The organism is Yeguia hominis (assembly GCF_014384705.1).
Lineage (GTDB): Bacteria > Bacillota > Clostridia > Oscillospirales > Acutalibacteraceae > Yeguia > Yeguia hominis.
Genome location: NZ_JACRSN010000011.1, coordinates 90,058 through 103,877, shown reverse-complemented (window position 1 = coordinate 103,877; position 13,820 = coordinate 90,058). Strand labels below are relative to the sequence as shown.

Below are 13,820 nucleotides of genomic sequence, written 5' to 3'. Positions count from 1 at the left end.
CTTCCTTTGAATCCTTCTCTAAGGCGATTGCCGAGTATATTGATTATTACAATAACACCAGAATCCAAGCTAAAACAAAATGGATGCCTCCCTCTAAATTCAGGGAAGCATCCATGATGGAAGCTTAATTATTCATTTTTAAGCCGGTGTCCAGAAAACCGGGTACATATCATGGCTGTACGTCAAGATCGCCGCTTTTATTTTAATCATTTAATACGAATGCAGTTCCCCTATGCATCCTTCAGCATCTGGCGATACAGGCGGATATAGGCATTTGCAGACCGACCCCAGCTAAAATCACAGGTCATTGCAGTATGCATCAGCGTCCTGCGCGTTTCCGGGTCCTTCCAAGCGTCAATGGCACGGTATACAGCGCGCTTCATATCCTCACTGTCATAGTTACAGAAGGTAAACCCATTTCCGCCCGGCGCACCCGCATCATGGATCGAATCTTTCAGCCCGCCGGTTTCCCGGACAATCGGAATCGTTCCATACCGCAGGGAAATCATCTGTGCAAGTCCGCACGGCTCACTCTTACTCGGCATCAAGAACAAATCCGCCCCGGCATAAATCTTGCGGGAAAGCTCCGGCACAAATCCAAAGCACGCGCAAACTCTGCCCGGATACGCCTGCTGCATGTTTTTAAAGAACGTTTCATATTCCCACTCACCGGATCCCAGAACGACAAACTGCAGATTGGTCTCGCGCAGCAATTCCTCCAGCGCAGCCTGCACCAAATCGATTCCTTTATGGGAAACCAGGCGTGTCACCATTCCAACGAGCGGCGCCTCCGGATCCTGCTGCAGCGAAAGCCGCTCCTGCAGCTTCTGCTTGTTGATTTTCTTCCCAGACAGGTCTTCCGCCGAATACGGCGCATAAAGCTGCGGATCCGTCTGCGGATCATAGCTCGCAACATCGATGCCATTTAAGATTCCGGAAAGCTTCCAGGCGCGTTCCCTCAAAAATCGATCCAGGCCATAGGCAAACCAGGGATCCAAAATTTCCTCCGCATAAGTCGGGCTCACCGTAGAAATCCGATTGGCACACTCCATGCCGCCTTTCATAAAATTGATGCAGCCATCGTATTCCAGAAGAGAATCGTGCTCTTCCGGAATTCCCAAAACATCCTCTAGCAATTCATGTCCATACTTGCCCTGATACTGAATATTATGAACCGTAAACAGCGTCTTGATGCCGGCATGCCATCCGCCGGAGTAGAACAAATGCAGATAAACCGGCACCAGCGCGGTCTGCCAGTCGTTGCAGTGGATCACATCGGGATGAAAATCCAGATAGGGGAGCATCTCCAGAACCGCACGCGAAAAAAACGCAAACCGCTCTGCGTCATCATAATGGCCGTAAATGCCAGCTCGCTTAAAATAGTACTGATTATCGAGCAGATAATAAATCACGCCGCCAAGGTGTGCCTCAAAAACACCGCAGTACTGCCGGCGCCAGGCAACCGGAACCGACAGGCTTGTGACAAACCGCATGTTATCTTTGAGTGCCTGCGGAATCTCCTCATAAAGCGGAAGCGCCACCCGGCATCCAATCAGCCGGGTCCGCAACGCCTGCGGCAAAGAACCGGAAACATCGCCGAGGCCTCCGGTTGCAATAAATGGCAATGCCTCGCTGGTACAAAATAAAACTTTCATGTTGCTTTCCCACTCCTTTTCTGAGATGGAACCCATGGAAATTCTGTCTGCAAATCAGACTTTATACAATCCGGCCTTTGCTGATCGACAACGGATAGGTTTCGTATCCCATCAGCTGCCGACCATCCGTGACCCTTGCGTTTTTATCGATGACCACATATTGGAGACAGCAATTCGATCCAACCACACTGTCCTGCATGATGATGCAATTCTTCACTACGCTGCCTTTTCCAATCCGTACACCGCGGAACAGCAAACTGTTTTCGACTTCTCCTTCAATCACGCAGCCGTCTGCCACCATGGAATTCTGCACCTGCGCCCCCAGTCCATACCGGGCAGGCATATCATCGTGCACCTTTGTGTAAATCGGCCGTTCCGGATTAAAAAGCGCTTCCCGAACCGGCTTTTGCAGCAGCGCCATATTTGCCTGAAAATATGTTTCGATCGAATTGATCGGCGCTGCGAATTCTTTGAACGGATATCCATAAATCCGGAGCGTATGCAAATTGCTCTGGATCATATCCCGCACGAACCGGCAGCGGTTGTGACTGATGTTATCCGCGATCATGGAAAGCAGCTTCTCCCGGCGCATCAAAAACATTCCCATACCGTAGCAGCGGTTGTCCTGCGGTTCCGGGCGAATCACCACCTCATTGACACGTCCGTCTTCATCCAAGCGATATGCCGCCACCTCATGCAGACCAGTCGGTGTCTCTGCCTCGCGGTAAAGCACCGTAATGTCCGCTTCCTTCTGTTTATGGAAGGAAATCATATCTGCATAATTGATGTTGCAGATGGTATCACAGTCGCACATCAGGACATACTCTTCATTGCTTGCCCGTTTTAGGAATTTCCCCACCGAAGCCAGCGACTCAATCCGGCTGTCGCGTCCGTAGCCATTCCAAGCAAACGGCGGCAGCAAAAACAGGCCGCCGCTTTTGCGGGAAAGATCCCAGACCTTTCCGGAACCGACGTGATCCATCAGCGACTGATAATTATTCCGCGTAATGATCCCAATTTTCCGGATTCCGGAATTGACCATATTGGAAATCGGAAAATCGATCAGCCGGTACCGCCCGCCAAAAGGAATTGATGCCAGTGTCCGTTCTCCAGTCAGTTCATGCACCCCATCGTCGTTAATGTTGGCAAAGAGAATTCCCAGTACATTATTCCGCCGCATTCTTTTCCGCCTCCTCTGCATCCAGCATGGCTTTGGGCGGCACTACCGCACCGGGCTGGACAACATATCCCGCGCCGACAACTGCAATCCCCCAACCGCCCTTATCCTTTGGCGCAATGTCTTCCGGCCGGGCGCCGACAACCGCGCCCTTCCCGATCACCGCATCTTCTGCGATAATCGCATACTGCACCACCGCGCCTTCTTCGATGCGTGCCCCGGGCATTACAATGGAATCGCGCACCACCGCGCCCGCTCCGACAAACACGCCGGTAAACAAAACCGAAAAATCAATTTCGCCGTAAATATTGCATCCGCCGGCAACCAGCGAATTTTGCACCCGGGATTCCGGCGCGACATAGTGCGGCGGCATCACCTGGCTGCGTGCATAAATCTTCCAGTTCGGATCGGAAAGATCCAGTTCCACCTTCGGGTTGATCAAATCCATATTGGCTTCCCAGAGGCTTTCAATGGTTCCGACATCCTTCCAGTACCCGGTAAATGGATACGCCAGCAGCCGCTCGCCCGCATTCATCATAGCCGGAAGCAGGTTTTTTCCGAAATCATGCGCCGATCTGCGGTCCGCCGCATCCTTGACCAGATACTCTCGCAGCTTGCTCCAGGTGAACACATAAATGCCCATGGAAGCCTGATTCGATTTCGGATGTGCAGGCTTTTCGTCAAACTCATAAATGGTTCCGTCCGCGTTTGTATTGAGAATTCCAAAGCGAGGCGCCTCTTCCCACGGAACCTCAATCGACGCGATCGTACAGTCCGCATGGTTCTCCCGATGGAAAAGAACCATTTCGGAATAATCCATCTTGTAAATATGATCGCCGGAAAGAATCATCACGTAATCCGGATGATACTGTTCAATAAACCGAATATTCTGATAAATCGCGTTGGCCGTCCCCATATACCAGTCGGATCCACGGCTGCGCTGGAACGGCGGCAGAACATGCACGCCGGCCTTTGTGCTGTCCAGATCCCAGGGCTGTCCGTTTCCGATATATCGGTTGAGTTCCAGCGGCTGGTATTGTGTCAGCACGCCGACCGACTCAATGCCGGAATTGACACAGTTCGAAAGCGGAAAATCAATAATTCGATATTTCCCGCCGAACGGCACCGCCGGTTTGGCAAGATATTTTGTCAGGACACCTAATCTGCTTCCCTGCCCGCCGGCAAGCAGCATCGCGACCACTTCCTGTTTTGGCAACATGGATACCCCTCCTAACGTTAACGCACATCCTAGGTTTCATCCGGAATGTCCGGTTTGTTCTGTTTTTTTCGCTGTTCTGACCGATCGCGCTGACAGGTGAGAAACGCGACGGAAAGCGGCGGCAGCGTCAGCGAAATGCTCTGTGCCTGTCCGTGCATCGGTACCGGATCCGAGTGCAGCATTTCGCAAGTTTTGGTGCCGGTACCGCCAAAAGCCGCTTCCTCCGTCGAAAAGATCTCTGTATAGACGCCCGCATACGGTGCGCCAATCCGGTAATTTTGGCGTTCAACCGGCTGAAAATTGCAGACCGCCAAAACTTCGCCGCCCATAGAATCCTTTCTCCGGAATGCAATCACGCTCTGCGTGTAGTCATCGTTTGCAATCCAGGAAAAGCCTTCCCAGGAAAAGTCAATCTCCCAAAGCGGACGAGTTTCCCGATAGAATCGGTTCAGGCTGCGGAAAAACGCCTGTGCTTTCTGATTTTGGGTTTGTTTGAGCAGCCCCCACTGCAGCTCGCCTTCATAATTCCATTCGGATTCCTGCAAAAATTCGGTCCCCATAAAGGTCAGCTTTTTCCCCGGATGCGCCATCATATACGCCAGAAACACTCGAACTTCTGCAAATTTCTCTTCCGGCATTCCCGGCATCTTGTTGTAGACCGACCGTTTCAGATGAACAACTTCATCGTGGGAAACCGGCAGAACAAAATTTTCCGAAAAAGCATAAAAGAAGGAGAACGTGACCTTGTTGTGGTGATCCTTTCGGTAGAGCGGATCCAGCGACATATATTCCAGCATGTCGTTCATCCAGCCCATATTCCATTTATAGTTAAAGCCAAGTCCGCCGCAGTATGCCGGCCGGGAAACCATCGGCCAGGCGGTGGATTCTTCTGCAATCATCATCACACCGGGATCTGCCGCAAAAACAGCCGAGTTGAGTTTCTGTAAAAAAGCGACTGCTTCCAGATTTTCGTTTCCACCAAGCCGATTTGGATACCATTCTCCATCTTTTCTGCTGTAATCAAGGTACAGCATCGATGCAACCGCGTCGACCCGGATTCCGTCAATGTGGTAATGCTTCACCCAGAAAACAGCGCTGGAAATCAGAAATGAAACGACTTCTTCTCTTCCGTAATCAAAAACCAGCGTGCCCCAGTCTTTGTGTTCCCGTTTCAGCGGATCCGTATATTCGTAACACGGCGTGCCGTCATAAAGCGCAATGCCGGCCGTATCCCGCGGAAAATGCGCCGGAACCCAATCCATGATGACGCCGATTCCGGCACAGTGGCAAGCGTCGACAAACGCCATAAATTCATCCGGCGTTCCATAACGCGATGTCGGTGCAAAATACCCCGTTACCTGGTAGCCCCAGGAACCGTCAAAAGGATACTCCGTTACCGGCATGATCTCGATATGCGTATAGCCCATTTCCTTAACATAAGGAACCAGCTCTTCCGCAAGCTTTCGGTAAGAGTAAAAATTCCCGTCCGCATACCGGCGCCATGAGCCCAGATGCACCTCGTAAATATTGACCGGCGACTGTTCATGCGGATGCGCTTTTTTATACGCATACCACGGCGCGTCGTTCCAATGGAACCCGCTGATATCAAAATATTTGGAGGCGTTATCGGGGCGGGTTTCGAAATGATAGGCATATGGATCAATTTTAAATAACTTTTTTCCATCCGTACCGCTTACATAAAATTTATAGGCGGAAAATTGTTCCAATACAAACGGCAGCGTTGTTTCCCAGACGCCGTCGCTGATTTTGACAAGCGGATACTCCTCCGGGTTCCACCCGTTAAAATCGCCGGCAATCGAAACTGCTTTCGCGTGCGGCGCCCAAACCCGGACCGACATGCCGTCTCCCTCTTCGGTTTCTATCCGATGGACGCCCAAATAGTCCTGCGTATTAAAATTCTCGCCGCGATGGAACAAATACAGCGGAAGGTTTTCGGTTTTCTTCTTGGTTACTTCCTGCATGTTCACGTATGGCCTCCCTGTGATCCGGAACAGATCCGTTTTATCCGTAGGACACTGTCCATTTTGAATTTCCTTTTGCGGGCACCTGAAAGAGAGCCCTTCTTCCGTTTTCTGTTATCATCATAACAAGATTTCCAGAAAATTTCAATGGGGATTATGCAATATTTCCTTATATTATTTTGTTAAAAAGAGATTCGTTTGTTAGTTTTATATAAATACGCCGTGCAAATTCCCCATAAGAACACAAATCCTATTGTATCACACGGTCTGTGTCGGAACCTGTAAAAAAGGCTGCCCGCGTTTTGACGCAGACAGCCTTTTTATCGTTAGAGCCAGGGATTGATCATGTATTTACCCTTTGCGCGCATCTCCGCGCTGCTCAGAATCTCCGGAAGCGCCTCCAAGGAGCAGGTGTCGTGCACCATCGCGTCCACATTGATCCGGCCGGAGTTAATCAGCGAAACCGCACGGTTGTGGGTATACGGATTGATGAACGAAGCCTTCAGCACAACTTCCTTCTGGAAAATTTCAAACGGCTTCAGTGCAACCGTCGCGTCCGGTTTGGTCAATCCAAACATCATCACAACCGAACGTTTGCCGGCAAGATCGATCGCCTGCTCAATACAGGCGGGAATTCCTGCACACTCAATCACTGCGTCCAGACGCTTAATGCCGGCGTTTGCAATTGCGGCCTTTACGTCTTCCTTGAACGGATCCACGCAAACATCCGCACCCAGCTGTTTGCCCATTTCGCGCTTTCCTGCGACCGGTTCGATCAAAACCACTTTATGCGCGCCGTAAAGCTTCGCAAGCTGTACCATCAAAAGGCCAATCATTCCGCCGCCAATCACAGCAGCGGCTGCGCCTGGGCGAATTTCACACAGATCAATTCCATGCAGACAGCAAGCAAGCGGTTCCGCCATGGCGCCCTGCCCGAACGTAACTGTATCTGCCAAACGATAGACTTGTTTCGCAGGAACCGCAGCGTATTGTGCAAATCCGCCGTCCGTCGTCGTTCCATAGCCGATCATTTTCTCGCAGAAATGGCCGATTCCCTCGCGGCAGTAATCACACTCTCCGCACATATTATTGGGATCCACACAAACGCGGTCTCCAATCTTCAGGCTATCCACTTTTGCCCCAATCTGTTCAATTACGCCCGAAAATTCGTGTCCCAGAACGGTATTGGGGTTGCAATCTGCGGCTCCTTTATCGCCTTCGTAGATATGGACATCTGTCCCGCAAATACCGCAGGCCATCACTCGAATCAGAACATCCTGCTCTCCAACCGTAGGAAGCGCACGTTCTTCGATGCGCAAATCATGTTTTCCATAAAAAACAGCGCTTTTCATTTTGATGTCTCCTCTTTTGCGTTTTTCTCACCTTTGAGTTTACTGTTCTGCCAGTGGTTTGTCAAGAATCATTTCCTATTTTCCCCTTTCGTTTTAACATGTTTGCTGAAAAGAATTTGGGGCGTTCAAGATTTTACAGCTGATTACGGAAAATTCTTGCAGCCGGATCGGAACATTGCCAAAAAACCATTTCTCTTTTTTGTGGGAATCGTTGAAATGGGAGAATTTTTAATCGGCCTTTTATTATTCTTTATTCTCATTAAATATTTTCAAACAGTAGTATACTATTAACAGAAATAGAAATGAATTCATGTAAAAAATCACAAAAAGAGGCGTGGGACATGCTCTATTTATTGGACACGGCAAACTTAAAAGCCATTCAAGATTTGACAGATTACTATCCGGTTTCAGGCGTCACAACCAACCCGACCATCATTTCCCACGAAAGGGCTGATTTTGAAACATTGATCAGCGGCATCCGCAGCATCATCGGAAAAGACCGAATGCTCCACGTCCAGGCCACCGGAAAAACCTGCGAAGAAATTGCACGGGAAGCTTTGGCGCTCAATTCCTTTGACAAGGGAAATCTTTATATCAAGGTTCCAGTTTCCCGAGAAGGCGTAAAGGCCATTAAAGTCCTAAAGGAAAAAGGGATCAAGGTCACGGCGACCGCCATCTTCACCCAACAGCAGGCGTTGGTCTGCGCACGTGCCGGCGCGGATTTCGTCGCACCGTATATCAATCGTTTGGATAATATTGTCAGCGACGGCACCGGTGTTGCGAGCGATATTTCTCACTTGTTCCACCTTTACAATCTGCCGACCAAGGTATTGGCCGCAAGCTTTAAGAATGTAGAACAAGTTCATAAAGTCAGCATGGCCGGCATCGACGCCGCAACTGTAAATCCGGAATTGCTGGAATCCCTGCTCTGTCACCCGCTTACCACACAGGCAATTGCGGATTTCTCTGCTGATTGGGCTTCCGTTTATGGAAAGGATGCCGACATTGCAGATCTTTTGGAAAACGACATCTCGATTACCGCCTGATTTTATCCGCTTTGGTATGCCGCAGCGTTTCATCGCTGCGGCATATTTTTTTGCTTTTCCTGCAGCAGCTCTTGCGCCTTGCAATTTTTCTTCTGGAAAGCGGCATCTTCGCGTCCCATTTTGGGGAGTGCTTCGGAAAATACTGCTACATGTACACGCGTCCTTTTTCAAAAGACATTTCATGCTTTAGGGTTTTGATTTTCCGCATTGCAAAAACAGCGCCGTTTTAGGATGTCTGCGCACTGTTTTCGAAACCCTAATTTTTAACAACCGTCCGCCGTGTCTCTATTGGATTGCAAATACACGCTGGGTACAAGCACACAAAAAAAGCAGCAGGCAATCAGCCTGCTGCTTTCAGGATTCGTTCACAAATCTTATTCGTGATCGACTTTGTACATGTGCTTGATGAGCTCGATAACCTTGTTGCTGTAACCCCACTCGTTGTCATACCAGGAAACGAGTTTCACGAAGTTCTTGGTCAGCGCAATACCGGCCTTCGCATCGAAGATGGAGGTACGCGGATCGCTGATGAAGTCGGAGGAAACAACATCTTCATCGGTGTAGCCGAGGATGCCCTTCAGTTCGCCTTCAGAAGCCTCTTTTACAGCTGCGCAGATCTCATCATAGGTCGCTTCATTTCTGAGGTTGACAGTCAGGTCAACAACAGAAACGTCCAGAGTCGGGATACGGAAGGACATACCGGTCAGCTTGCCGTTGAGTTCCGGAATAACCTTGCCGACAGCCTTTGCAGCGCCAGTGGAGCTCGGGATGATATTGCCGGAAGCAGCGCGGCCGCCTCTCCAGTCTTTCTTGGAAGGTCCGTCAACCGTCTTCTGGGTAGCAGTGGTTGCGTGAACCGTCGTCATAAGACCGTCAACAATGCCGAACTTGTCGTTGATGACTTTGGCAAGCGGAGCCAGGCAGTTGGTCGTGCAGGAAGCGTTCGAAACGAACTGCATGTCCTTCTTGTACGTATTGTTATTTACGCCCATAACAAACATCGGGGTGTCGTCCTTGGAAGGAGCGGACATAACGACTTTCTTTGCACCGGCATCGATGTGTGCCTGAGATTTCTCTTTCGTCAGGAAGAGACCGGTGGACTCGACAACATATTCTGCGCCGACTTTGCCCCACGGGATCTCAGCAGGATTCATGCAAGCGAAGAAGTTAACCTTCTTACCATTTACGGTGATGGAATTCTCATCGTAGGAAATCTCGCCGTCAAATTTGCCGTGAACGGTGTCATAGCGGAGCATGTACGCCATGTAATCCGGCGTCATGAACGGATCGTTGATTCCAACAAACTCAATTTCCTCGGATTTGAGGCCTGCACGGAAAACGAGACGACCGATGCGGCCAAAGCCATTAATACCAACTTTGATGGACATAACTCTTACCTCCTGAAATTATTGTTAAATAATTATCCACCATTTATTCTATCCTATTCCCTCGCACTTTTCAAGTCTAAAACCAAAAAAATATGTTTTTTCACCTTTCCCATAAATATCTTTCGTCATGGCGCCGGCACATACAGCAGTATGATGGTTTTTGAGCTTTTCGTTTCAAGTGCGTGATGCACCCCCGCCGAATCACAGCTTCCGCACAAGGCAAGGGAAAGGATTTCGAAAAAATCTCGTTATCGAGCTGCTTTCTAGAGTTTCCCGTTTGTGTGGCGCTTGATCGCCTCAAAACTTTCCGGACTGATGACATGCTCAATCCGGCAGGCATCTTCCCGGGCAATTGTCGGATCTACGCCGAGATAAATCAGCCAGTCAGAAAGCAGCGTGTGCCGCTCGTAAATCATAGACGCAATTTCTGCCCCTTTTTCTGTTAAGGTGATGTACCCGTCCGGATCCATTCGGATGCACCCGTTTTCCCGAAGATGTTTCATTGCAACGCTGACACTGGGCTTGGAGAATTCCAGTTCATTGACAATATCAATCGACCGAACCGCGCCAAGGCGCCGATGCAAAATCAGAATGGTTTCCAAATAGTTTTCTGCGGATTCCTGTATCTTCAAAGTCCTCATTCCTTTTTATTGAATCATAATCATATTTAGTATAACACGACTTTTGTGCAGATTGCAACTTCCGTTTTAAAGCGTAGAAAAAAGCGGAAAAAAAGCTTGACAAGAGAGTTAGACAGTGCTAACTTAGTAGGTGGTTAGAAAATGCTAACCTAATTAAAAAATCCAAAACCAATCCCGTAAACCAACGGAGGGAGGAAGCTATGATGCCCCTAACAATGGCCAAAACAGGCGAAGCCATCGAAATCAAACGAATTGGCGGTCGAGAAGACACCCGGCGTTTTCTGGAGAATCTCGGATTCGTCGTCGGCGGTACTGTAACCGTGGTTTCGGAAATCAATGGCAATATGATCATCAACGTCAAAGACTCTCGTGTTGCAATCAGCCGAGAGATGGCAAACCGGATTATGATTTAAACTCCGGCGCCTAATATGCGGCAAGCAAAGAGCCGGATTGGCTTCCGGTTCAAACCTCAAACGCAGAAAAGAATGAGAAGGGAGCGATCGAAATGCAGACACTGCGAGAGACAAAATGCGGTTCCACCGTAAAAGTGGTAAAACTCCACGGACAGGGTGCGGTAAAACGCCGGATCATGGACATGGGCATTACCAAAGGCGTGGAAATTTATGTTCGAAAAGTGGCCCCGTTGGGTGATCCCGTAGAGGTAACGGTGCGCGGTTACGAACTTTCCTTGCGCAAAGCGGACGCTGAAATGATTGAAGTGGAATAAGCCGGCCGATTCGGCAGATCCCCCATCATCCTTTGCAAATGCAGAATTGTCCAGCCAAAAAGTTAGCTCAATCTAACTCAAAAACTCAACCGGCACCGGTTGCCGGAAACACTTATCAAGAGGAGGCTTATGTGCAATGGCTATTAAGATCGCACTTGCCGGAAACCCGAACAGCGGTAAGACGACGTTGTTCAACGCGCTGACGGGATCCAACCAGTTCGTCGGAAACTGGCCCGGCGTTACCGTTGAAAAGAAAGAGGGACGTCTGAAAAACCAGAAAGACGTGGTCATTACAGACTTGCCCGGTATTTACTCTCTGTCGCCGTACACCCTCGAAGAAGTTGTCGCGCGGAACTATTTGATTCAGGATCGTCCTGACGCCATCCTCAACATCGTAGATGGCACCAACATTGAGCGAAATCTTTATTTGACCACACAACTCATGGAGTTGGGCATTCCGGTTGTAATGGCTGTCAACATGATGGATATCGTCAACAAAAACGGCGACCAGATTCGTACGGAACAGCTTGAAAAGAGTCTCGGCTGTAAGGTCGTAGAGATTTCCGCATTGAAAGGCACCGGCATCCAGGAAGCTGCGCAGAAGGCTGTTAAGCTTGCAAAAAGCAAATCGCGTATTCTGCCGGTCCATCATTTCTCTGCACGCATCGAAAAATCTCTGGATGAAATTGAAAGCAAGCTGACCGATATTCCGGAGGAGCAGAAACGCTTTTACGCCATTAAACTCTTGGAACGCGATGATAAAATCCGCGATCAGATGAAGAGCGCGCCGGATGTGGAACCGATTATTGCAGCGCTGGAAACCGAACTGGACGACGACAGCGAAAGCATCATCACAGACGCACGGTATACATATATTTCCTCCATCATCAGCAGCTGCTACAAAAAGAAAAACCAGTCCGCATTGACGCCTTCGGACAAAATTGACCGCGTGGTTACCAACCGCTGGGCTGCGCTCCCGATTTTTGCCGTCGTCATGTTCATCGTGTACTATATTTCCGTTACAACAGTTGGCAGCATTGCGACCGACTGGGCGAATGACGGCGTATTCGGAGACGGATGGCATCTCTTCGGCATCGGAAGCAAGGCTTATAGCGATGTTGCTGAAGAATATGACGGCGCCTCCCAGGTCATCAACGGATTTATTGCGTCCGCTGAAGAAAACGGCATCGATACAGAGGCGGTTGCCGCGGCGCTGGATGCGGAATCTGAGGATTATGATCCGGCCGCTGCAAAAGAAGCCCTGATGGCGTTTACTTCGCAGTTCTCTGCGACCGACACCGCAACCTATACCGTTGTCGATGAGGAAACCATGGCAGACGAAGAAGTTACCTCAACAGGTGCTGATCTTGCGGATGCCGAGGCTGTTTACGACAAATACAGCTATGAAGCGCCGGATCCTGCAAGCTATGGCGTTTGGGTGCCCGGTATTCCGGTTCTGATCGGCAAAGGCCTTGAAGCCGCCAATTGTGCAGATTGGCTCAGCGGCCTGGTTCTCGACGGTATCGTCGCCGGTTTGGGCGCTGTTCTCGGATTTGTCCCGCAGATGCTCGTGCTCTTTATCTTCCTTGCCTTCCTTGAGGCTTGCGGCTACATGGCGCGTATCGCCTTCGTGATGGACCGTATTTTCCGCAAATTCGGACTTTCCGGAAAATCCTTTATCCCGATCCTGATTGGTACCGGCTGCGGCGTTCCCGGAATCATGGCTTCCCGTACCATTGAAAATGAACGTGACCGCCGGATGACGGTTATGACGACGACCTTTATTCCCTGCGGCGCAAAGCTGCCCTTCATCGCCATGATCGCCGGCGCGATTTTCGGCGGAGCGCCTTGGGTTGCGCCTTCCGCTTATTTCCTCGGCATGGCAGCCATCATCTGCTCCGGTATCATTTTAAAGAAAACCAAAATGTTCTCCGGCGATCCGGCGCCGTTTGTCATGGAGCTGCCGGCATACCACTGGCCGACAGTCGGCAATGTTCTGCGCAGCATGTGGGAACGCGGCTGGGCATTCATCAAGAAGGCCGGAACCATCATCCTGCTTTCCACCATCATTGTCTGGTTCACAACGTACTTCGGCTTTGTTGACGGCACCTTCACAATGCTCTCTGAAGATCAGATCGACCACAGTATTCTGGCCATCATCGGCAATGCGATTGCTTGGCTCTTCATTCCGCTCGGCTGGGGCAACTGGCAGGCAACGGTCGCTTCGATCACCGGTCTGGTTGCAAAAGAAAACATCGTCGGCACGATGGGGATCCTTTACGGCGGAACCGGTACGGTTTACAGCAATCTCGCTGGCGCCTTCACTGCTCTGAGCGGTTACAGCTTCCTGACCTTTAACCTGCTGTGCGCGCCTTGCTTCGCTGCGATGGGTGCCATCAAGCGCGAAATGAACAGCGCAAAATGGACCTGGTTTGCAATTGGTTATCAGTGCGGATTTGCTTATGTTATCGCACTGTGCATCTATCAGCTCGGTATGCTCTTCACTTCCGGCGCATTCGGCATCTTCACAGTTGTTGCGTTCCTGCTGGTCGCACTGCTTGTGTTCCTGCTCTTCCGTCCGTATCACGAAAGCGATCGCCTGAATGTCCGTGTACGGGTATAACTAAACGCGT

The 13,820-nt window shown here is 50.1% G+C and carries 12 protein-coding genes; 5 read left to right on the top strand and 7 right to left on the bottom strand.

All coding sequences use genetic code 11. The annotated features are described in order from the left end of the window. The coding region (locus IAG03_RS14555) for an IS3 family transposase (protein ID WP_430472435.1) at window positions 1-128 on the top strand (128 nt) is incomplete at its 5' end. A 102-nt stretch (window positions 129-230) separates the two neighbouring features. Here the strand turns inward: IAG03_RS14555 and glgA are convergent. The 5 genes from glgA to IAG03_RS08605 all read right to left on the bottom strand — a co-directional run bounded on the left by glgA (window position 231) and on the right by IAG03_RS08605 (window position 7,385). Beyond that, window positions 231-1,655, bottom strand: a complete 1,425-nt coding sequence (gene glgA, locus IAG03_RS08625; RefSeq protein ID WP_249319721.1) for a glycogen synthase GlgA — start codon at window positions 1,653-1,655, stop codon at window positions 231-233. A 61-nt stretch (window positions 1,656-1,716) separates the two neighbouring features. Continuing rightward, window positions 1,717-2,835, bottom strand: coding sequence for a glucose-1-phosphate adenylyltransferase subunit GlgD (gene glgD, locus IAG03_RS08620; protein ID WP_249319720.1), 1,119 nt, complete (start codon window positions 2,833-2,835; stop codon window positions 1,717-1,719). Beyond that, entirely contained in the window at window positions 2,822-4,051 is a 1,230-nt protein-coding gene (locus IAG03_RS08615) for a glucose-1-phosphate adenylyltransferase (RefSeq protein ID WP_249319718.1), read from the bottom strand. Before IAG03_RS08615 ends, glgD begins: the two co-directional genes overlap by 14 nt. A 29-nt stretch (window positions 4,052-4,080) precedes the next feature. Beyond that, the gene (gene glgB / locus IAG03_RS08610) at window positions 4,081-6,033 is read right to left on the bottom strand and encodes a 1,4-alpha-glucan branching protein GlgB (RefSeq protein ID WP_249319716.1); all 1,953 of its coding nucleotides are present in this window, start codon (window positions 6,031-6,033) and stop codon (window positions 4,081-4,083) included. A 326-nt stretch (window positions 6,034-6,359) separates the two neighbouring features. Further along, window positions 6,360-7,385 (bottom strand): zinc-dependent alcohol dehydrogenase family protein, encoded by a 1,026-nt coding sequence (locus IAG03_RS08605; protein WP_249319714.1) that lies wholly within the window; start codon window positions 7,383-7,385, stop codon window positions 6,360-6,362. A 341-nt stretch (window positions 7,386-7,726) separates the two neighbouring features. Between IAG03_RS08605 and IAG03_RS08600 the strand changes: the two genes are divergently transcribed. Then, window positions 7,727-8,431 carry a transaldolase family protein gene (locus IAG03_RS08600; RefSeq protein WP_249319713.1) on the top strand — a complete coding sequence of 235 codons (705 nt, stop codon included), beginning with the start codon at window positions 7,727-7,729 and terminating at the stop codon, window positions 8,429-8,431. A 374-nt stretch (window positions 8,432-8,805) separates the two neighbouring features. Here IAG03_RS08600 and gap read toward each other — a convergent pair whose 3' ends face one another. Next, complete coding sequence (gene gap, locus IAG03_RS08595) at window positions 8,806-9,819, bottom strand: type I glyceraldehyde-3-phosphate dehydrogenase (RefSeq protein WP_249319711.1); 1,014 nt, start codon at window positions 9,817-9,819, stop codon at window positions 8,806-8,808. Window positions 9,820-10,082: 263 nt separating this feature from the next. Next, window positions 10,083-10,451 carry a metal-dependent transcriptional regulator gene (locus IAG03_RS08590; RefSeq protein WP_249319709.1) on the bottom strand — a complete coding sequence of 123 codons (369 nt, stop codon included), beginning with the start codon at window positions 10,449-10,451 and terminating at the stop codon, window positions 10,083-10,085. Window positions 10,452-10,660: 209 nt separating this feature from the next. Here IAG03_RS08590 and IAG03_RS08585 point away from each other — a divergent pair, with 209 nt between their 5' ends. The 3 genes from IAG03_RS08585 (at window position 10,661) to feoB (ending at window position 13,810) form a co-directional block, all read left to right on the top strand. Next, window positions 10,661-10,873 (top strand): FeoA family protein, encoded by a 213-nt coding sequence (locus IAG03_RS08585; protein WP_249319707.1) that lies wholly within the window; start codon window positions 10,661-10,663, stop codon window positions 10,871-10,873. Between the two features lie 92 nt (window positions 10,874-10,965). Beyond that, window positions 10,966-11,187 (top strand): FeoA family protein, encoded by a 222-nt coding sequence (locus tag IAG03_RS08580; RefSeq protein ID WP_249319706.1) that lies wholly within the window; start codon window positions 10,966-10,968, stop codon window positions 11,185-11,187. 136 nt (window positions 11,188-11,323) lie between these two features. Then, entirely contained in the window at window positions 11,324-13,810 is a 2,487-nt protein-coding gene (feoB, locus tag IAG03_RS08575; protein ID WP_249319704.1) for a ferrous iron transporter B, read from the top strand. Window positions 13,811-13,820 lie beyond the last annotated feature (10 nt).

Coding starts and splice junctions, on each gene's coding strand:
- glgA (WP_249319721.1), bottom strand. CDS start 1,655: ATGAAAGTTTTATTTTGTACCAGCGAGGCATTGCCATTTATTGCAACC.
- glgD (WP_249319720.1), bottom strand. CDS start 2,835: ATGCGGCGGAATAATGTACTGGGAATTCTCTTTGCCAACATTAACGAC.
- IAG03_RS08615 (WP_249319718.1), bottom strand. CDS start 4,051: ATGTTGCCAAAACAGGAAGTGGTCGCGATGCTGCTTGCCGGCGGGCAG.
- glgB (WP_249319716.1), bottom strand. CDS start 6,033: ATGCAGGAAGTAACCAAGAAGAAAACCGAAAACCTTCCGCTGTATTTG.
- IAG03_RS08605 (WP_249319714.1), bottom strand. CDS start 7,385: ATGAAAAGCGCTGTTTTTTATGGAAAACATGATTTGCGCATCGAAGAA.
- IAG03_RS08600 (WP_249319713.1), top strand. CDS start 7,727: ATGCTCTATTTATTGGACACGGCAAACTTAAAAGCCATTCAAGATTTG.
- gap (WP_249319711.1), bottom strand. CDS start 9,819: ATGTCCATCAAAGTTGGTATTAATGGCTTTGGCCGCATCGGTCGTCTC.
- IAG03_RS08585 (WP_249319707.1), top strand. CDS start 10,661: ATGATGCCCCTAACAATGGCCAAAACAGGCGAAGCCATCGAAATCAAA.
- IAG03_RS08580 (WP_249319706.1), top strand. CDS start 10,966: ATGCAGACACTGCGAGAGACAAAATGCGGTTCCACCGTAAAAGTGGTA.
- feoB (WP_249319704.1), top strand. CDS start 11,324: ATGGCTATTAAGATCGCACTTGCCGGAAACCCGAACAGCGGTAAGACG.